Below are 19,647 nucleotides of genomic sequence, written 5' to 3'. Positions count from 1 at the left end.
TTCAGGGTGAATGAAATCTCGGTAATCGTGATTATTTATTCAAATAGATAAAGGCCGTCCAGGGCGATTGATCCAGGTCATCGCCGACAGAGGCTAAAAATGGCAGGCTTGTCCCCTTTCTTCGGGACGGTCTATCAGATTATGCAGTTACAGAAATTAGTCAATATGTTTGGTGGGGATCTTTTGCAGCGCTACGGACAAAAGGTTCACAAACTGACGCTGCACGGCGGCTTTAGCTGTCCGAACCGCGATGGCACCATCGGGCGTGGTGGCTGCACCTTCTGTAACGTGGCCTCGTTTGTTGATGAAGCTCAACAGCATAAATCTATCGCTGAACAGCTCGCCCATCAGGCGAGTCTGGTGAACCGCGCGAAGCAATATCTGGCCTATTTCCAGGCCTACACCAGCACGTGGGCGGAGGTGCAGGTGCTGCGCGCTATGTATCAACAGGCGGTTGCTCAAGCGAACATTGTCGGGCTGTGCGTGGGGACGCGTCCGGACTGCGTGCCGGACGCCGTGCTGGATTTACTTAGCGAGTACAAAGAGAAGGGCTACGAGATCTGGCTGGAGCTGGGCTTGCAGACCGCGCACGACAAAACCCTGCACCGTATCAATCGCGGGCATGATTTTGCCTGCTACCAGCGCACCACGCGTCTCGCCCGCGAGCGTGGATTAAAAGTCTGCTCGCATCTGATTGTCGGCTTGCCGGGAGAAGGGCAGCAGCATGGCCTTGAAACGCTGGAAAAAGTCGTCGAGACCGGCGTGGACGGCATTAAGCTGCACCCGCTGCATATTGTTACGGGAAGCATTATGGCGAAAGCCTGGGAAGCGGGGCGGTTAAGTGGTATCGAACTCGACGACTATACGGTGACGGCGGGGGAGATGATTCGCCACACGCCGCCGGAGATTGTTTACCACCGCATCTCGGCAAGCGCCCGCCGCCCAACGCTTCTGGCACCGCTCTGGTGTGAGAAGCGCTGGACGGGGATGCTGGAAATCGACCGCTATCTACAGGAGAACGGCGTACAGGGGGCGGCGCTTGGCCGCCCGTGGGTTCCACCGCTACCGGCGACGGCCGCCTAACAGACTTCCCAGCATGCCGCGCACTATCTGGTTGGTAATCTGACGCGTCGCGCTTTTTGCCATGGTCTGCACCACGCCATCGCGTTTGCCGCCGCGCGGCCCGGTGCTGCCGAACAGAATATCTTTCAGCCCGCCGAGAATGCCGTCGTCCACGGCTACAGATTGCCCTTTGGCGGCAGGCGCATCCTGCGATTCGGCAGTCGCCTGCACCCCTTTTTGCAGCATCTCGAACGCGGATTCGCGATCCACCTCGTCTTCATACTTCCCGTACACCGGGGAGTGGTTGATCAGGCCGTTGCGTTCATCGTCCGTTACTGGCCCCATGCGCGAGCAGGGCGCAATCACCATCGCGCGCTCGACAACTGTCGGGCTGCCTTTTGCATCGAGGAACGAAATCAGCGCTTCACCGGTGCCCAGCGCCTGAATGGCGGTTTCGGTATCAAAGGCCGGATTGGCACGCATGGTTTGCGCCGCGGCTTTCACCGCTTTCTGATCTTTTGGCGTAAAGGCGCGCAGGGCGTGCTGCACGCGGTTACCCAGTTGCCCCAGTACGTTGTCCGGAATATCCGACGGGTTTTGCGACACAAACCAGACCCCGACGCCTTTGGAGCGGATCAGGCGGATAACCTGTTCAATTTTATCCAGCAGCACCTGCGGCGCGTCGTTAAACAACAGGTGCGCTTCGTCAAAGAAGAACACCAGTTTGGGTTTTTCCAGATCGCCTGCTTCCGGCAGTTGTTCGTAGAGTTCAGAGAGCATCCACAGCAGGCTGGCGGCGTAGAGCTTCGGCATCTGGTAGAGCTTCTCTGCGCTCAGAATGTTGATGATGCCTTTGCCGCTGCTGTCGGTGCGCATCCAGTCTTTGATATCCAGCATTGGCTCGCCGAAGAAATGCTCGGCGCCCTGTTGCTCCAGCGTCAGGAGCCCGCGCTGAATGGCGCCCACCGAGGCGCTGCTGATATTGCCGTACTGGTTCTGGAAGGATTTGGCGTTATCGCCAATGTACTGGGTGATGGCGCGCAGATCTTTGAAGTCGAGCAGCAGTAAGCCCTGATCGTCGGCGATACGGAAGATAATGTTCAGCACCCCGGACTGCACGTCGTTAAGATTAAGCAGACGGGCCAGCAGCAAAGGGCCGAGGTCGGAGACGGTGGCGCGCACCGGATGCCCTTTTTCGCCGAAGATATCCCAGACCACCACTGGATTACCGTGCGGCGTCCAGTCCGTGATGCCGATATTTTTCAGGCGCTCGAGCAGTTTTTCTGACGCCGTGCCTTCCTGAGCCACCCCGGTTAAATCGCCCTTCACGTCAGCCATAAAAACCGGCACGCCAGCCTCGGACAACGACTCAGCCAGCTTTTGCAGGGTGACGGTTTTTCCCGTCCCGGTCGCGCCGGTGATCAGGCCATGACGGTTCGCCATCGCGGGCAGTAAAAACAGCTCTTTTTCCAGCGTCCTGGCGATTAACAATGGTGTACTCATGATGCACGTCCTCTCGTAGTCCTGGGTGGAGTATAGGCAACCTGACGGCAAAATGTCTGCGTAAATTCCTCACTTTGCGGCGCATTATCCAGTGCGGACTATGCTTTTGCATACGGTAAACAAAATTTTGGGAAACTATGTCCAGATTCTTTTTTAACGACCGCAAACAGCTTGTCAACGATGCCATTGAAGGCATACTTCTCTCCGCGCCGCACGGTAATCTCGTCAAACTGGATATCGATCCGGCCATCCGCGTGGTGGCACGCGGCGACTGGGATAAAAGCCGCGTGGCGGTGATCTCCGGTGGCGGCTCCGGCCATGAACCGGCACATGCCGGGTTCGTCGGTAAAGGCATGCTTACCGCAGCGGTGTGTGGCGATTTGTTCGCCTCCCCAAGCGTGGATGCGGTCCTCAATGCCATTGTGGCGGTGACGGGCGATCGTGGCTGCCTGCTGATTGTGAAAAACTACACCGGCGACCGGCTTAACTTTGGCCTGGCGGCGGAAAAAGCCAAACGCTACGGCCTGAAGGTGGAGATGGTTATCGTCGCGGATGATATTGCCCTGCCGGATAACAAGCAGCCGCGTGGTATCGCGGGAACGGCGCTGGTGCATAAGATTGCGGGATATGCGGCAGAGCAGGGGAAATCGCTAAACGACGTGCGGGATATAGCGCAACAGGCCTGCGATAACCTCTGGAGCCTGGGCGTGGCGATGCAAACGTGCAACCTGCCGGGCAGCGATGATGAAGAGGGGCGCATAAAACAAGGCCATGTCGAGCTGGGTTTGGGCATTCACGGCGAGCCGGGGGCATCGGTGGTGGATACGCAAAACAGCAAAGCCATTATCGACACGCTGGTGACGCCGTTACGCGCGCAGGTGGGGGACGGGCGCTTTGCGGTGCTGATCAACAACCTCGGCGGCGTGTCAGCGCTGGAGATGGCTCTGCTCACCAAAGAGCTGGCGCATTCGGCGCTGAAAGAGAACATAGCGTATCTGATTGGCCCGGCGCCGCTGGTGAGTGCGCTGGATATGAAAGGGTTTTCGCTAACGCTGTTAAAGCTCAGCGATTTCTTCGAGAAGGCGATACACGCCGAGGTCGAGACGCTGGGCTGGCAGAAGCCCGTCGCGTTCGCGCCCCTGCGTACCGTCCCCCATAGCGCCCTTCGTGACCGCGTGGAATATACCCCATCGGACAATCCGCAGGTGAGCGAGGCCGTCGCTTCGGTAACGAAGACATTGATCCAGCTGGAAAACCGCCTCAACGCGCTGGATGCCAAAGTAGGCGATGGCGATACGGGCTCCACCTTTGCGCAAGGGGCGCGGGATATTGCGCAGCGACTTGAGGAGAACAACCTGCCCCTTAACGACGTGCCGACATTACTCCTGCTGGTGGGGGAGCGGCTGGCTACGGTAATGGGCGGGTCGAGCGGGGTGCTGATGTCGATCTTCTTCACGGCGGCAGGACAAAAGCTTCACGATGGACAGCCGCTACCAGAAGCATTGTTGAGCGGACTGGCGCAGATGAAGCAGTATGGCGGGGCCGATCTTGGGGATCGCACGCTGATCGACGCCCTGCAACCGGCGCTGGAGGCGTTAAGGGATGGCGATCTGCGGACGGCGGCGCAGGCTGCGCAGCAGGGTGCCGAAGCAACGGCGAAAATGGCGAAAGCCGGCGCGGGACGCTCGTCGTATGTCAATAAAGAGAACCTGGATGGGGTGATGGATCCGGGAGCGGTCGCGGTGGCGGAAGTACTTAACGTATTGGCGCGGCAGTGAAAGTAGGCCGGGTCAGGCGAAGCCACCACCCGGCAAACTCACATCAGAAATCCGCTTTCAACACCACGCGGTAGCGGGCTTTGCCGTCGCGCACGTGCTGGATTGCTTCGTTGATTTTTGACATCGGATACAGTTCGGTGGTCGGCGCCACTTTTGTGCGTCCGGCAAACTTCATCAGCTTGCGTAACTCATATGGCGTGCCGGTAGCAGATCCGGATACGCTGCGATCGCCGCCGATCAGGGTAAACGCCGGAACCGGCAGCGGCTTCATCACCGCACCCACGGTGTGGAAGTTACCACCGTAGGCCAGGGCCTCAAAGTATGGCTGCCAGTCGAGATCGACGTTGACGGTGTTGATGATCAGGTCAAACTGACCTGCCAGGGCGGTGAGCGCCTCGGGATCGCGACTGTTCACCACTTTATCCGCACCCATCGCCAGCACTTCCTGCTCTTTCGCCGGGTTAGAGCTGAACGCTGTCACTTCACAGCCCATCGCGTGCAGCAGTTTGATGGCAATATGCCCCAGCCCGCCAATACCGATCACGCCCACGCGGCTGGTGGCAGTTACGTGATGCATCAGCAGCGGTTTAAATACGGTGATACCGCCACACAGCAGCGGACCTGCTGATTCAATATCAATGCTGTCCGGCAGCGGGATAACCCATTGCCAGTCGGCGCGTAGTTTATCGGCGAAACCACCCTTGTTCAGGATGGTCGGCGTAGCGCCCTCAAGGCAGTTGATCTGGTTACCGCTAATACAGGCGTCGCAGTGGCCGCAGCTGCGTGCCGTCCAGCCGATACCCACGCGCTGGCCCACTTTCAGCCCTTTGTCCTGCGCGGCGCTGCCGAGCGCCACGACGCGGCCAATGACTTCGTGCCCGGCAACCAGCGGATAGCTGGAAAAGCCCCATTCATTGTCGATCATCGAGAGGTCTGAATGGCAGATCCCGCAGTAATCCACCTGTACTTCGACGTCTTCCGCTTTTAGTTCGCCCGCATCGTACTCGTACAGCTCAAGTTCTGCACCCGCCTGCGGTGCGGCGTAGCTTTTTATCTTCGACATCGCGTTTCCCCTGTTTTGGTGTGAACTGTGAGTGTAGAGCATTCAGTTTACAGACGCTTAACAGAAGACGGCAGGAACGAAACTTACAGACTTTTCAGCATCCTGACTTCGCAGTCCACGTGGCCCGTGCAGCCCAGTGGGGCATCGATATGCTCAAAGCCCAGATGCTCATACAGGCCAATGGCCTCTTTAAGGAAAGCGGTGGTTTCAAGGTAGCAACGTTTAAAGCCCTGTGAGCGTGCATGTTCCAGGGCGACCAGCGCCAGCTTTTTCGCCAGGCCTTGTCCGCGTATCGTTGGCAGGAAATACATTTTCTGGAGTTCACAGATATCCGGCTCGCTGCAGAGCAGGGGGGCAATGCCGCCGCCGCCCACGACCTGGCCGTCCTGCTCGATGACCCAATAGGCATGGCCCGGCTGGCTGTACAGCTGAAAAAGTTCGTCCAGATTGGGATCGGCCACGGTGTAGCCTTTGTCGGCGGTCAGGCCATATTCGGCCGATACCGTGCGGATAACGGCGGCGATAGCCGGGTTGTCCTGCTCAGTGATCCGACGCATTGTCGTCGCGACGGGGGTAATCACGCTCATAGCATTACTCATGACAAAAATTGACACACAACTGCTGTTAATAGCACCGCAGAAAGGGGAGTGCAAGCGAGGAGTTTTCAGGAAGGATACCCCTTACGCCCTGAAGCGTAAGGGGTAAAAGCATTACAGGGCTGCGATAACCGCCTGCTGCTCGATCAGTTTGGTCTTCGCATCGGCGAAGGCAACCAGACGCTCACGCTCTTTGGCGATGACCGCTTCCGGCGCGCGGGCCACAAAGCCCTCGTTCGCCAGTTTGCTTTCGATTTTGCCAATTTCCACGTCGACTTTCGCCACTTCTTTCGCCAGACGAGCCAGCTCAGCGTCTTTGTCGATCAGGCCCGCCATCGGGATCAACAGCTCCGCGCCATCGATGATTTTGGTGACGGAAACCGGACCTTTATTATCGGCAGGCAGCACGGTGATGCTTTCCAGACGCGCCATGGTTTTCAGGAAGGTGTTGTTCTCGGTGACGCGACGAACGGCAGCTTCGCTGCAACCGCGCAGCAGCAGCTCCAGTGGTTTACCCGGAGCGATGTTCATTTCCGCGCGGATGTTACGTACCGCAACGATCGCCTGTTTCAGCCACTCGGTATCCGCAGACGCGGCTTCATCCACTTTCGCGGCATCGAATGCCGGGAACGGCTGGAGCATGATGGTATCGGCGTTAATACCGGCAATCACCTTCACGCGCTGCCAGATGGTTTCGGTGATGAACGGAATGATCGGGTGCGCAAGGCGCAGCAGACCTTCCAGAACGGTAATCAGCGTATTACGCGTACCGCGCAGCTCTGCCTCAGTGCCGCCGTTCATGACCGGCTTCGCCAGCTCCAGATACCAGTCACAGAACTGGTTCCAGGTGAATTCGTACAGGATGCCTGCCGCGATGTCGAAGCGGTAACTGTCCAGCGCGTCGCGGAACGCTTTCACCGTCTGGTTAAATTCCGCCAGGATCCAGCGGTCTGCCAGAGACAGGGTCATTTCGCCGCCGTTAAAGCCGCAATCCTGATCTTCGGTGTTCATCAGCACGAAGCGGCTGGCGTTCCACAGCTTGTTACAGAAGTTACGGTAACCTTCGAGACGCTTCATATCCCAGTTGATGTCACGACCGGTGGAGGCCAGCGCCGCCAGGGTGAAGCGCAGGGCGTCGGTACCGTGAGATTCGATCCCGTTCGGGAACTGCTTCTCGGTACGCTTGCGGATTTTCTCCGCCAGCTGCGGCTGCATCATGTTGCCGGTACGTTTTTCCAGCAGCTCTTCCAGAGAGATACCATCAACCATGTCCAGCGGGTCGATAACGTTACCCTTGGATTTGGACATCTTCTGGCCTTCGTCGTCGCGGATCAGGCCGGTCATGTAAACGGTATGGAACGGAACCTGCGGCTTGCCATCTTCGTCTTTGATGAAGTGCATGGTCATCATGATCATGCGGGCGATCCAGAAGAAGATGATGTCGAAGCCGGAGACCATCACGCTGGTTGGGTGGAACTGACGCAGCGCGTCGGTATTTTCCGGCCAGCCGAGGGTCGAGAAGGTCCACAGCGCGGAGGAGAACCAGGTATCCAGCACGTCTTCGTCCTGGCGCAGCGCAACGTCAGCGCCCAGGTTGTTTTCCTGACGCACTTCCTCTTCGGTGCGGCCAACGTAGACGTTGCCTTCATTGTCGTACCACGCCGGGATACGGTGACCCCACCACAGCTGACGGGAGATACACCAGTCCTGAATATCGCGCATCCAGGAGAAGTACATGTTTTCGTACTGCTTCGGCACGAACTGAATGCTGCCGTTCTCAACCGCTTCCACAGCCGGTTTCGCCAGCACGTCGGCACGCACGTACCACTGGTCGGTCAGCATTGGCTCGATAACTACGCCGCCACGGTCGCCGTACGGCACGGTCAGATCGTGAGGTTTAATCTCTTCCAGCAGGCCGAGCGCGTCAACGGCGGCTACGACGGCTTTACGCGCGGCAAAGCGCTCCAGCTTCTGGAACTCAGCCGGGATGTCGCTGGAATAAACGTCGGATTCGTTGCCTTTGGTGTCGTACACTTCTGCGCTTTCGCGGATATCGCCGTCGAAGGTCAGAATGTTGATCATCGGAAGTTGATGGCGACGACCGACTTCATAGTCGTTAAAGTCGTGCGCTGGGGTAATTTTCACGCAGCCGGTGCCTTTTTCCATGTCGGCGTGTTCGTCGCCCACAATCGGAATACGGCGGTTCACCAGCGGCAGCACCACAAATTTGCCGATCAGATCTTTATAGCGCGGATCTTCCGGGTTAACGGCCACGCCGGTATCGCCCAGCAGGGTTTCCGGACGGGTGGTCGCCACCACCAGGTAATCTTTACCGTCGGCGGTTTTCGCGCCGTCGGCCAGCGGATAGCGGATGTGCCACATGGAGCCTTTAGACTCGCGGTTTTCCACTTCCAGGTCAGAGATGGCGGTACGCAGTTTCGGGTCCCAGTTGACCAGGCGTTTGCCACGGTAAATCAGGTCTTCTTTGTACAGGCGCACAAAGACTTCTTTCACGGCGTTGGACAGGCCTTCGTCCATGGTGAAGCGCTCACGCTCCCAGTCCACGGAGTTGCCGAGACGGCGCATCTGACGGGTAATAGTGCCGCCGGATTCCGCTTTCCACTGCCAGATTTTGTCGATAAACGCGTCGCGACCGTAGTCGTGGCGGGTTTTACCCTCTTCAGCGGCAATTTTACGCTCAACCACCATCTGGGTCGCGATACCCGCGTGGTCAGTCCCCGCCTGCCACAGGGTGTTTTTACCCTGCATACGCTGGTAGCGGATCATGGTATCCATGATGGTCTGCTGGAAAGCATGCCCCATATGCAAACTGCCGGTGACGTTCGGCGGCGGGATCATGATGCAGAAGGACTCTTTGCTTTCGTCGCCGTTAGGCTTGAAATAGCCCTGCTGTTCCCAGTGCTCGTAAAGCGGCTGTTCGATATCGCGTGGGTTATATGTCTTTTCCATTATTTCCAGGTTGCCGTATTCAGGTTAAAACCGGCCAGGCGGTACGCTTTGTAGCGTTCGCGCGCCAGCTGTTTCAAAGATTCTTCGTAAGGGACAAAGTCTACCACTTCTGTGAAAGCGGTGGCAAAATCTGCAAAGTCTGTCCGCAGGCTAATGAGAATGTCGCGCGCGCTGCTGTTGCGTTTTTGCGGCCAGGCAATCTCCACCGGTGCCCCGCCGCGTGGACCTTCGCCCGACAGGTTATGCGGAACAAAACTCTCCGGCGGGCGCGCCCATAGCGCTTCATCCAGACGAATCGCCTGCTGCTCATCTTCACAGGCAATCAGGACGCGTTTACCTGCGCGCCAACGTTCTGCAGCAATTTCACACACCAGTTGTTCAACGGCGCTGAGGCCATCCTGATGGGTGTCATTGTCCAGAAGGTAGAACGTTGCATTCTTCATATATGGGGTTTCTTGTCGTGGATTTAAATGCAAAGCCGGGTGGCGCTACGCTTACCCGGCCTACGGTTGAGTGACGTTGTAGGCCGGGTAAGGCGAAGCCGCTACCCGGCGTTTTTCATCACTCGTCGCCGTTAAAACCCGCGCGATTGAGCAGGAACTGCGACAGCAGCGCCACCGGACGTCCGGTCGCGCCTTTGGCTTTACCGGAGCGCCATGCGGTCCCCGCAATGTCCAGGTGCGCCCAGTTGTACTTGCGGGTGAAGCGCGCCAGGAAGCAGCCTGCGGTAATTGCGCCGCCAGGACGACCACCAATGTTCGCCATGTCCGCGAAGTTAGACTCCAGCTGTTCCTGGAACTCGTCCCCCAGCGGCAGACGCCATGCGCGGTCGCCAGCCTGCTCGGACGCGCCGATCAGCTCATGCGCCAGCGGATTGTGGTTCGACATCAGGCCGGTGATGTGATGCCCCAGCGCAATCACGCAGGCGCCGGTCAGGGTAGCTACGTCGATAACCGCTTCAGGTTCGAAACGCTCAACGTAGGTCAGCACGTCGCACAGCACCAGACGGCCTTCGGCGTCGGTGTTCAGCACTTCAACGGTCTGGCCGGACATGGTAGTCAGCACATCACCCGGGCGATAAGCGCGGCCGCCAGGCATGTTTTCGCAGCCCGCCAGCACGCCGATCACGTTGATGGGCAACTGAAGTTCCGCGACCATGCGCATGACGCCGTAAACCGCCGCCGCGCCACACATGTCGTACTTCATCTCATCCATGCCTTCTGAAGGCTTGATGGAAATACCGCCGGAGTCGAAGGTCAGCCCTTTGCCAACGAGCACGATCGGACGCGCGTCATCAGACGGATTGCCTTTGTATTCGATGACCGACATCAGGGATTCGTTCTGGGAGCCGTTACCGACCGCCAGATAAGAGTGCATCCCCAGCTCTTTCATCTGCTGTTCGCCGATAACGCGGGTGATGACGTTCTTGCTGTAGGCGTCAGCCAGCTGGCGCGCCTGTGACGCCAGGTACGCGGCGTTACAGATGTTTGGCGGCATATTGCCAAGATCTTTTGCCGCTTTAATACCGGCAGCAATCGCCAGACCGTGCTGAATGGCGCGCTCGCCGCTGGTCAGCTCGCGACGGGTTGGCACGTTAAAGACCATTTTACGCAGCGGGCGACGCGGCTCGCTTTTGGTGGTCTTCAACTGGTCAAAGCTGTAGAGGCTCTCTTTTGCGGTTTCGACGGCCTGGCGTACTTTCCAGTACGTGTTGCGGCCCTTAACGTGCAGCTCCGTGAGGAAGCAGACGGCTTCCATCGAACCAGTATCATTCAGTGTATTAATGGTTTTCTGAATAACCTGCTTGTACTGGCGCTCATCAAGCTCACGTTCTTTACCGCAGCCAATCAGCAGAATACGCTCGGACAGGACGTTTGGAACGTGGTGCAGCAACAGGGTCTGCCCTGGTTTGCCTTCCAGTTCGCCACGGCGCAGCAGGGCGCTGATATAGCCGTCGCTGATTTTATCGAGTTGCTCGGCGATCGGGGAGAGTCGGCGTGGTTCAAAGACGCCCACAACGATGCAGGCACTCCGCTGTTTCTCCGGGCTACCGCTTTTTACACTGAACTCCATGCACTACGCTCCTGAATCTTAAAGACAACGGCGGCGGCTACGGATAGAATTGAAACCTTTCGTAACTCATGTCCGCCGTTGTGGTGACTTCGTGTTAATCTTACGTTACTACGGTTTCGACACGTCAATAAATGTCATGAAGCGCGAATCCGCCGGGTTTTTTAATCTTAGCGATGATTTCGACGACTCAAGAGAATAAATGACGTTTAAGCCATGAAACAAGCTAAATTCCTGCATAAGACGAGTTTTAACGGGCGTATTTAAAGTGATAATCATAAGATATCTGGTTCGGGAGACGCTGAAGAGCCAACTGGCGATCCTCTTTATCCTCCTTCTGATCTTTTTCTGTCAGAAGCTGGTCAGGATCCTCGGCGCGGCAGTTGATGGCGAAATCCCAACGAATCTGGTGCTTTCCCTGCTCGGGCTTGGCGTGCCGGAAATGGCGCAGCTTATCCTGCCGTTAAGCCTGTTCCTTGGTCTGCTGATGACCCTGGGTAAGCTCTATACCGAAAGTGAAATCACCGTGATGCATGCCTGCGGCCTCAGTAAGGCCGTACTGGTAAAGGCAGCCATGGTGCTGGCGCTGTTTACGGGCATTGTTGCCGCGGTTAACGTCATGTGGGCGGGGCCGACCTCGTCCCGTCATCAGGATGAGGTGCTGGCGGAAGCAAAAGCTAACCCGGGGCTGGCGGCGCTGGCGCAGGGACAGTTCCAGCAGGCGACCGACGGTAACTCCGTGCTGTTTATCGAAAGCGTCGATGGCAACCGCTTCAATGACGTGTTTCTTGCTCAACTGCGCCCAAAAGGTAACGCGCGCCCTTCTGTGGTAGTGGCGGATTCCGGTCAGCTGGCGCAGCGTAAAGACGGCTCTCAGGTTGTCACGCTGAACAAAGGAACGCGTTTCGAAGGCACGGCTATGCTGCGTGACTTCCGTATCACCGATTTCCAGAACTACCAGGCCATCATTGGTCACCAGGCCGTCGCGCTCGATCCAACGGATACTGAGCAGATGGATATGCGCACCTTAATGAATACTGATACCGATCGTGCGCGTGCTGAACTGCACTGGCGTATCACGCTGGTATTCACCGTATTTATGATGGCGCTGATGGTGGTTCCGTTGAGCGTGGTAAACCCGCGCCAGGGCCGCGTGCTGTCGATGCTGCCAGCGATGCTGCTGTATCTGGTGTTCTTCCTGCTGCAAACCTCAATCAAGTCTAACGGCGGGAAAGGAAAAATTGACCCGATGATCTGGACCTGGGTCGTGAATGGTTTGTATCTGCTGCTGGCAGTCGGACTCAACTTGTGGGACACGGTGCCTGTGCGTCGTCTTCGTGCCCGGTTTACGCGTAAAGGAGCCATCTAATGCAGGCGTTTGGCGTACTTGACCGCTATATCGGTAAAACAATTTTTACCACCATCATGATGACCCTGTTCATGCTGGTGTCGCTCTCGGGTATTATCAAATTTGTCGACCAGCTGAAAAAAGCCGGGCAGGGGAGTTACGACGCGTTGGGCGCCGGGATGTACACCCTGCTCAGCGTACCAAAAGATGTGCAGATCTTCTTCCCGATGGCGGCCCTGCTGGGTGCGCTGCTGGGCCTGGGGATGCTGGCTCAGCGTAGCGAACTGGTGGTGATGCAGGCATCGGGCTTTACCCGTATGCAGGTTGCGCTGTCGGTGATGAAAACCGCGATCCCGCTGGTGCTGCTGACCATGGCGATCGGCGAATGGGTCGCGCCGCAGGGCGAACAGATGGCGCGTAACTACCGTGCTCAGGCGATGTACGGCGGTTCTCTGCTCTCCACGCAGCAGGGATTATGGGCGAAAGATGGCCAGAACTTCGTCTATATCGAACGCGTGAAAGGGGATGACGAGCTGGGTGGCGTGAGTATCTATGCTTTCAATAACGATCGTCGTTTGCAGTCAGTGCGTTATGCCGCCTCTGCTAAATTTGATGCAAACAACAAGCTGTGGCGGTTATCCCAGGTTGATGAATCTGACCTGACTAACCCGAAACAGATCACCGGTTCGCAGACCGTTAGCGGTACCTGGAAAACCGACCTGACGCCGGACAAGCTCGGCGTCGTGGCGCTTGACCCCGATGCGCTCTCCATCAGCGGTCTGCATAACTACGTGAAGTATCTGAAATCGAGCGGGCAGGATGCGGGGCGTTACCAGCTCAACATGTGGAGCAAAATCTTCCAGCCGCTGTCCGTGGCGGTGATGATGCTGATGGCGCTGTCGTTCATCTTTGGACCGCTACGTAGCGTGCCGATGGGGGTTCGCGTGGTAACCGGTATCAGCTTTGGTTTCGTGTTCTATGTCCTCGATCAGATTTTTGGTCCGCTGACGCTGGTGTATGGCATTCCGCCAATTATCGGCGCGCTGTTGCCGAGCGCCAGTTTCTTCCTGATCAGCCTCTGGATGCTGCTAAAACGCTCCTGATAAACCTTCTTCCTCGCTCCCGCTTGCCCGGGGGCGAGGCTAATCTCCTGTTTCACCCCGCACTTTTTCTCACAACCTTCAACGCCTCGCCGTGAATTTGAGTATTATTGAGCGATAAAGTCGTGAAGGGATCCTCTATGAAGCAAATTCGAATGCTGGCCCAGTACTACGTCGACCTGATGATGAAGCTCGGGCTGGTGCGTTTTTCCATGCTGCTGGCGCTGGCGCTGGTCGTTCTGGCCATCGTCGTGCAAATGGCCGTGACCATGGTTCTGCATGGTCAGGTCGAGAGCATCGACGTGATCCGCTCTATTTTCTTTGGCCTGCTGATCACCCCATGGGCGGTCTATTTCCTCTCCGTGGTGGTTGAGCAGCTGGAAGAGTCCCGACAGCGTTTATCGAAACTGGTGGATAAGCTGGAAGAGATGCGCGAGCGCGATCTTAAACTCAACGTTCAGCTCAAGGACAACATTGCCCAGCTGAATCAGGAAATTTCAGACCGTGAGAAGGCGGAAGCCGAGCGTCAGACCACGCTGGAGCAGCTGAAAATTGAGATGAAAGAGCGTGAGGTCACGCAGATCCAGCTTGAACAGCAATCCTCTTTCCTGCGCTCGTTCCTCGATGCGTCGCCGGATCTGGTGTTCTACCGTAATGAAGATAAAGAGTTCTCCGGCTGTAACCGGGCCATGGAACTGTTGACCGGGAAAAGCGAAAAGCAGCTGATCCACCTGAAACCTCAGGATGTCTATTCCGAAGAGGCGGCGGCAAAAGTGATGGAGACGGATGAAAAGGTGTTCCGTCATAACGTCTCGTTGACCTATGAGCAGTGGCTGGATTATCCCGACGGGCGCAAAGCCTGCTTTGAAATCCGCAAAGTGCCTTATTACGATCGGGTGGGTAAACGTCATGGTCTGATGGGCTTTGGCCGTGATATCACCGAGCGTAAGCGATATCAGGATGCGCTGGAGCGCGCCAGTCGTGACAAGACCACCTTCATCTCCACCATCAGCCATGAGCTTCGTACGCCGCTAAACGGTATCGTGGGGCTGAGCCGTATTCTGCTGGATACCGACCTGACCAGCGAGCAGGAAAAATACCTCAAAACGATCCACGTCTCGGCGGTCACGCTGGGCAATATCTTCAATGATATTATCGACATGGATAAGATGGAGCGACGTAAGGTTCAGCTCGACAACCAGCCGGTTGATTTTACCGGCTTCCTCGCGGACCTGGAGAACCTGTCAGGTTTGCAGGCCCAGCAGAAAGGGTTGAGCTTCGTGATGGAACCGACGCTGCCGCTGCCGCATAAAGTGGTGACGGACGGCACGCGTCTGCGTCAGATCCTGTGGAATCTCATCAGCAACGCCGTGAAGTTTACCCAGAAGGGACAGGTTGCGGTGCGCATTCGCTATGATGAGGGGGACATGCTGCACTTTGAAGTTGAGGACTCGGGTATCGGCATTCCTCAGGATGAGCAGGATAAGATCTTCGCCATGTATTATCAGGTTAAAGACAGCCACGGCGGTAAACCGGCGACCGGCACGGGCATTGGCCTGGCGGTGTCGAAACGTCTGGCGAAAAGTATGGGTGGGGATATCACCGTTGCCAGCCAGCCGGGTAAAGGCTCCACCTTTACGCTTACCATCCACGCCCCTGCAGTTGCTGAAGAAGTGGAAGATACGTTTGAGAACGATGATATGCCGCTTCCAGCCCTGCACGTCCTGCTGGTTGAAGATATTGAGCTGAACGTCATTGTCGCCCGGTCGGTACTGGAAAAACTCGGTAACAGCGTGGATGTCGCGATGACCGGCAAAGCCGCGCTGGAGATGTTCACGCCGGGCGAGTACGACCTGGTGCTGCTCGATATTCAGCTACCGGACATGACCGGGCTGGATATCTCCCGCGAGCTGACGCGCAAATATGCTCCTGACGAGTTGCCGCCGCTGGTTGCGTTGACCGCAAACGTGTTGAAAGATAAAAAAGAGTACCTCGAGGCCGGTATGGACGACGTGCTCAGCAAGCCGCTGGCAGTACCTGCCCTGACGGCGATGATCAAGAAGTTCTGGGATACCTGTGATGAAGAGGAGAGCACCATGACGTCTGTTGATAGCGCTAAAACCCAAACGATACTGGATACCGCCATGCTGGAGCAGTATATCGATCTGGTGGGACCCAAACTGATCACCGATGGCCTGGCCGTGTTCGAAAAAATGATGCCGGGCTATCTGAACGTGCTCGAATCCAACCTGACGGCGCGTGACCAGAAGGGCATCGTCGAAGAGGGACATAAAATCAAAGGCGCAGCTGGTTCAGTCGGGTTACGCCATCTCCAGCAACTGGGCCAACAGATTCAGTCGCCTGATTTACCTGCCTGGGAAGATAACGTAGGTGATTGGGTTGAAGAGATGAAACAAGAGTGGCAAAACGATGTGGCAGTGCTGAAAGCCTGGGTAGAATCCCGAAAAAAATGACCCCGGCTATACCGGGGTGCGCGAATACTGCGCCAACACCAGGGAAATCGTGGCTGCGCCTGATTTTTATGGGTTGTTTTCGCATGGACGCCGCCTGAAAATTAAGGCCGCACGCAGATAAGATAGCAAATCTTAAACAGTTTGTTACATGAATCAGTGAAATGTGTGAAGCATAGCGTTTTAATCAGAATTTTTAATGTGCTTCAGCGAGTTGCATAGAAGGATCGTCAGAATGAAGAAAGTGGGTGTCGTGCTGAGCGGATGTGGCGTTTACGATGGTTCAGAGATACATGAAACCGTATTAACGCTGCTGGCATTATCGCGCCAGGGGGCCGACGTTATCTGCTTCGCTCCGGATAAAACGCAGGCAGACGTGGTTAATCATCTTACCGGCGAGTCAATGGCGGAAAGCCGTAACGTGCTGATTGAAGCGGCGCGTATTGTGCGCGGGGATATTCATCCGCTGGTACAGGCCGATGCGGCTGAGCTAGATGCGCTCATCGTGCCGGGCGGCTTTGGCGCGGCGAAAAACCTGAGCACGTTTGCAACGCAAGGCGCGGCGTGCCATGTCGATCCCGATTTGAAAGCGCTATCGCTGGCGATGCATGCGGCAGGTAAGCCGCAGGGCTTTATCTGCATTGCGCCAGCCATGCTGCCGAAGATTTTTGATTTCCCGCTGCGGCTCACGATCGGAACCGACATTGATACTGCTGAAATTGTCGAAGATATGGGCGGCGAACACGTGCCATGTCCGGTAGACGACATTGTGGTGGATGAGGACAATAAAATCGTCACCACGCCGGCGTATATGCTGGCGCAGAACATTGCCGAGGCTGCTGCAGGCATTGAAAAGCTGGTGGACAGAGTGCTGGTTCTTACCGAATGAGCCGTAAATTATCCCCTGGCGGGTGGTTAAAACGGATCCTGCTGCGTATTGTGCTGGTCCTGGCCGTTTTTTGGGGCGGAGGCATTGCGCTGTTCAGCATCCTGCCCGTCCCGTTCTCGGCCGTGATGGCAGAGCGGCAGATTAGCGCCTGGCTCTCGGGTGATTTTGGCTATGTTGCCCACTCAGACTGGGTCGGCATGGATGAAATCTCCCCGTGGATGGGGCTGGCGGTCATTGCGGCAGAAGATCAGAAATTCCCGGAGCACTGGGGTTTTGACGTGGCGGCTATCGAGAAGGCGCTGGATCATAATGAACGTCATGAAAACCGCGTCCGCGGTGCGTCGACGCTTTCTCAGCAGACGGTAAAAAATCTGTTCTTATGGGACGGTCGCAGCTGGGTGAGAAAAGGGCTGGAGGCCGGGCTGACGCTGGGCGTCGAGACGGTGTGGAGCAAAAAACGCATTTTGACCGTCTACCTGAATATCGCGGAGTTTGGTGACGGCGTGTTTGGCGTCGAAGCGGCATCGCAGCGCTATTTTGGCAAGCCCGCCAGCAGGCTGACTATGTCCGAAGCGGCACTGCTTGCCGCCGTGCTGCCGAACCCGCTGCGTTTTAAGGCCAGCGCGCCGTCAGGCTACGTGCGAAGCCGCCAGGCGTGGATTATGCGCCAGATGCGTCAGCTGGGTGGGGAAGGGTTTATGGAGCGAAATAATCTTATGTAAAGCGGGTAAGCGCAGCGCTACCCGCCGACGTGGCGAACGTTAATCTTCGTCAAACCCGGCGTTAAACAGGGCAATCACTGCCGCCAGCGCTTCTTCTTCCTGCGGGCCGGTGGCTTCAACTTCAATCTGGCGGCCTTTGGCAGAATCCAGCATCAGCAGCGCAATCACGCTGTTGGCTTCTGCCTCGGTTCCCTCATCGTTGCGCAGCAGCACCTCAGCATCAAAACCCTGCATCAGTTCAAACAGCTTCATCGCCGGGCGCGCATGCATGCCCAGCTTATTGGTGATTTCGACGGTCTGTTTTACGGTCATGTTTTGCGTTTTTCCAGCGTGCGATGACGGGACTGAACGTTCTTCCCGCGTGAGCGGAAGTAATCGGCCAGCTGTTCGGCAATGTAGACCGAACGATGTTTACCGCCGGTACAGCCAATCGCCACCGTCAGGTAGCTACGATTGTTTGTCTCCAGCATAGGTAACCATAGCTCAAGGTAGCTTCGCGTCTGGTAGATAAAATTGTGTACTTCTGTGTGTCGGTCGAGGAACGCCGCCACCGGCTTATCCAGACCGGTCATCGGACGCAGTTTCGGATCCCAGTGTGGGTTCGGCAGGAAACGCACATCAAAAACGTAATCCGCATCGATAGGGATACCGTGCTTAAAGCCGAAGGATTCAAACACCATCGTCAGTTCGCGCTCGCGCTTGCCGAGTAAGCGAGTACGCAGCATTTCCGCCAGCTCGTGGACGGACATTTCTGAAGTGTCGACAATCAGGTCGGCCCGGGAACGCAGCGGCTCAAGCAGATCGCTCTCTTTATCGATGGCGCTTTCCAGCGAAAGATTTTTACTCGAGAGCGGATGCAAACGACGTGTATCGCTGTAACGGCGGATCAGCGTGTTGCGGTCAGCGTCCAGGAACAAGAGCTGAGGCGAGAAGCACTCCGGCAGGCTGTTCATTGCCTGCTCGAAGATTTCCGGCGATTCCGGCATGTTACGCACGTCAATACTGACGGCGGCAGAGATTTGCCTGTCCGCCAGCGTCCGCGCCAGATCGGGTAACAGCACTACCGGCAGGTTATCTACGCAGTAAAATCCCATGTCTTCCAGCGCGCGCAGGGCCACGGACTTCCCGGACCCCGAACGACCGCTGACGATCATCAGCACCATGTTCCGTTTCTCCTCAGGGAAGCCGTTCTGAAGGCCCTTTCCCGATTATGCCTCATCCTGATTGCCTTCTGCTTCAGTGATAATTTGATAAAGCTCTTCATCACTTTGAGCTGAGCGCAGTCGACGACAAATGGTTTTATCCGCCAGACGTTTGGCAACCAGCGACAGCGTGTGCAGGTGGGTTTTGGTCTGATCGGCAGGAACCAGGAGCGCGAAGAGCAGATCCACAGGCTGGTTATCGATGGCGTCAAAAGCGATAGGCGTTTCCAGTTGCACAAACACCCCCACGGCACGCAGCGTATCTTCTTCCAGCTTGCCATGCGGGATCGCAATGCCATTGCCGATGCCGGTACTGCCCATTTTTTCACGGGTCAGAATGGCTTCAAACACGATCTGCGGCGGCAGACCCAGCTGTTTTGCGGCCAGCTCACTGATGATTTCCAGCGCACGTTTTTTGCTCTGGCAGTGAACGCCACTGCGGGTACAATCCTGGTTAAGGACATTGCTCAGTTGAAGAGCGGAATCGTTGTTTATCATAATTTCACCTAAGCGCTAACTGTACAAATGGCCTGTTGTGTTTCACAACAGGCCGTCCTGCACCCGTTAACTGCCCGGACAATTAGTGTTGTTTCAGTTTATCTTTATGTTTATTGAGCTGTCTCGCAAGCTTATCAATCAAGCCGTCGATAGCCGCGTACATGTCTTGCCCTTCCGCACTGGCATGAAGTTCCCCTCCGTTGACGTGCAGGGTCGCATCCGAGATATGCGTCACTTTCTCCACTTTCAACACAACATAGACCTGGTTGATCCTCTCGAAATACTGCTCGAGTTTCGCGAACTTAGCGTTTACAAAATCGCGTAAAGCCTCAGTAATTTCGACGTTATGTCCGGTGATATTGAGCTGCATAGTGT

17 protein-coding genes are annotated in these 19,647 nt (G+C 56.5%); 7 read left to right on the top strand and 10 right to left on the bottom strand.

The annotated features are described in order from the left end of the window. The first annotated feature begins 141 nt into the window (after positions 1 to 141). Entirely contained in the window at positions 142 to 1,083 is a 942-nt protein-coding gene (locus ACQG1K_RS19895) for a TIGR01212 family radical SAM protein (protein ID WP_367075026.1), read from the top strand. Here the strand turns inward: ACQG1K_RS19895 and ACQG1K_RS19890 are convergent. Further along, complete coding sequence (locus ACQG1K_RS19890) at positions 1,063 to 2,565, bottom strand: helicase HerA-like C-terminal domain-containing protein (protein ID WP_038416799.1); 1,503 nt, start codon at positions 2,563 to 2,565, stop codon at positions 1,063 to 1,065. The genes ACQG1K_RS19895 and ACQG1K_RS19890 overlap by 21 nt on opposite strands. 137 nt (positions 2,566 to 2,702) lie before the next feature. Between ACQG1K_RS19890 and ACQG1K_RS19885 the strand changes: the two genes are divergently transcribed. Then, positions 2,703 to 4,343: a dihydroxyacetone kinase subunit DhaK gene (locus ACQG1K_RS19885; RefSeq protein ID WP_367074914.1), complete on the top strand. Its 1,641-nt coding sequence runs from the start codon at positions 2,703 to 2,705 to the stop codon at positions 4,341 to 4,343. 43 nt (positions 4,344 to 4,386) lie between these two features. On the opposite strand, the gene ahr is transcribed toward ACQG1K_RS19885, so the two are convergent. The 5 genes from ahr to pepA form a co-directional block, all read right to left on the bottom strand. After that, positions 4,387 to 5,406, bottom strand: a complete 1,020-nt coding sequence (gene ahr / locus ACQG1K_RS19880; protein ID WP_022649538.1) for an NADPH-dependent aldehyde reductase Ahr — start codon at positions 5,404 to 5,406, stop codon at positions 4,387 to 4,389. An 83-nt stretch (positions 5,407 to 5,489) separates the two neighbouring features. Further along, the gene (locus ACQG1K_RS19875) at positions 5,490 to 5,993 is read right to left on the bottom strand and encodes a GNAT family N-acetyltransferase (RefSeq protein ID WP_003861887.1); all 504 of its coding nucleotides are present in this window, start codon (positions 5,991 to 5,993) and stop codon (positions 5,490 to 5,492) included. A 123-nt stretch (positions 5,994 to 6,116) separates the two neighbouring features. Continuing rightward, complete coding sequence (locus ACQG1K_RS19870; protein WP_045308040.1) at positions 6,117 to 8,972, bottom strand: valine--tRNA ligase; 2,856 nt, start codon at positions 8,970 to 8,972, stop codon at positions 6,117 to 6,119. Continuing rightward, the gene (holC, locus tag ACQG1K_RS19865; RefSeq protein WP_003861884.1) at positions 8,972 to 9,415 is read right to left on the bottom strand and encodes a DNA polymerase III subunit chi; all 444 of its coding nucleotides are present in this window, start codon (positions 9,413 to 9,415) and stop codon (positions 8,972 to 8,974) included. Before holC ends, ACQG1K_RS19870 begins: the two co-directional genes overlap by 1 nt. A 118-nt stretch (positions 9,416 to 9,533) precedes the next feature. Continuing rightward, the gene (pepA, locus tag ACQG1K_RS19860; RefSeq protein ID WP_367074918.1) at positions 9,534 to 11,045 is read right to left on the bottom strand and encodes a leucyl aminopeptidase; all 1,512 of its coding nucleotides are present in this window, start codon (positions 11,043 to 11,045) and stop codon (positions 9,534 to 9,536) included. Between the two features lie 265 nt (positions 11,046 to 11,310). On the opposite strand from pepA, the gene lptF reads away from it, so the two are divergent. The 5 genes from lptF to mtgA all read left to right on the top strand — a co-directional run bounded on the left by lptF (position 11,311) and on the right by mtgA (position 17,572). After that, positions 11,311 to 12,411, top strand: a complete 1,101-nt coding sequence (gene lptF, locus ACQG1K_RS19855) for an LPS export ABC transporter permease LptF (RefSeq protein ID WP_000584142.1) — start codon at positions 11,311 to 11,313, stop codon at positions 12,409 to 12,411. Further along, on the top strand, positions 12,411 to 13,493 hold the full coding sequence (lptG, locus tag ACQG1K_RS19850) for an LPS export ABC transporter permease LptG (protein ID WP_022649534.1): 1,083 nt from the start codon (positions 12,411 to 12,413) through the stop codon (positions 13,491 to 13,493). Before lptF ends, lptG begins: the two co-directional genes overlap by 1 nt. Before the next feature lie 137 nt (positions 13,494 to 13,630). After that, a complete protein-coding gene (arcB, locus tag ACQG1K_RS19845; protein WP_367074920.1) occupies positions 13,631 to 15,964 on the top strand; it encodes an aerobic respiration two-component sensor histidine kinase ArcB in 2,334 nt (777 codons plus the stop codon). Between the two features lie 232 nt (positions 15,965 to 16,196). Further along, positions 16,197 to 16,850, top strand: coding sequence for an isoprenoid biosynthesis glyoxalase ElbB (gene elbB / locus ACQG1K_RS19840; protein ID WP_063152475.1), 654 nt, complete (start codon positions 16,197 to 16,199; stop codon positions 16,848 to 16,850). Next, the gene (gene mtgA / locus ACQG1K_RS19835) at positions 16,847 to 17,572 is read left to right on the top strand and encodes a monofunctional biosynthetic peptidoglycan transglycosylase (RefSeq protein WP_023298721.1); all 726 of its coding nucleotides are present in this window, start codon (positions 16,847 to 16,849) and stop codon (positions 17,570 to 17,572) included. Before elbB ends, mtgA begins: the two co-directional genes overlap by 4 nt. 39 nt (positions 17,573 to 17,611) lie before the next feature. Here mtgA and npr read toward each other — a convergent pair whose 3' ends face one another. The 4 genes from npr to hpf all read right to left on the bottom strand — a co-directional run bounded on the left by npr (position 17,612) and on the right by hpf (position 19,642). Then, complete coding sequence (gene npr / locus ACQG1K_RS19830; protein WP_003861872.1) at positions 17,612 to 17,884, bottom strand: PTS phosphocarrier protein NPr; 273 nt, start codon at positions 17,882 to 17,884, stop codon at positions 17,612 to 17,614. Continuing rightward, a complete protein-coding gene (rapZ, locus tag ACQG1K_RS19825) occupies positions 17,881 to 18,735 on the bottom strand; it encodes an RNase adapter RapZ (RefSeq protein WP_003861870.1) in 855 nt (284 codons plus the stop codon). Before rapZ ends, npr begins: the two co-directional genes overlap by 4 nt. A 45-nt stretch (positions 18,736 to 18,780) precedes the next feature. Then, positions 18,781 to 19,272: a PTS IIA-like nitrogen regulatory protein PtsN gene (gene ptsN / locus ACQG1K_RS19820; RefSeq protein WP_003861869.1), complete on the bottom strand. Its 492-nt coding sequence runs from the start codon at positions 19,270 to 19,272 to the stop codon at positions 18,781 to 18,783. A gap of 82 nt (positions 19,273 to 19,354) precedes the next feature. Beyond that, positions 19,355 to 19,642 carry a ribosome hibernation promoting factor gene (gene hpf / locus ACQG1K_RS19815; RefSeq protein WP_014171818.1) on the bottom strand — a complete coding sequence of 96 codons (288 nt, stop codon included), beginning with the start codon at positions 19,640 to 19,642 and terminating at the stop codon, positions 19,355 to 19,357. Positions 19,643 to 19,647: the final 5 nt, after the last annotated feature.

The sequence above is a fragment of the Enterobacter cloacae complex sp. 402C9 genome (assembly GCF_050030745.1).
Classification (GTDB): Bacteria; Pseudomonadota; Gammaproteobacteria; order Enterobacterales; family Enterobacteriaceae; genus Enterobacter; species Enterobacter intestinihominis.
Note: the sequence above shows the minus strand (reverse complement) of the source record. Positions and strands in the feature narration are given on the sequence as shown.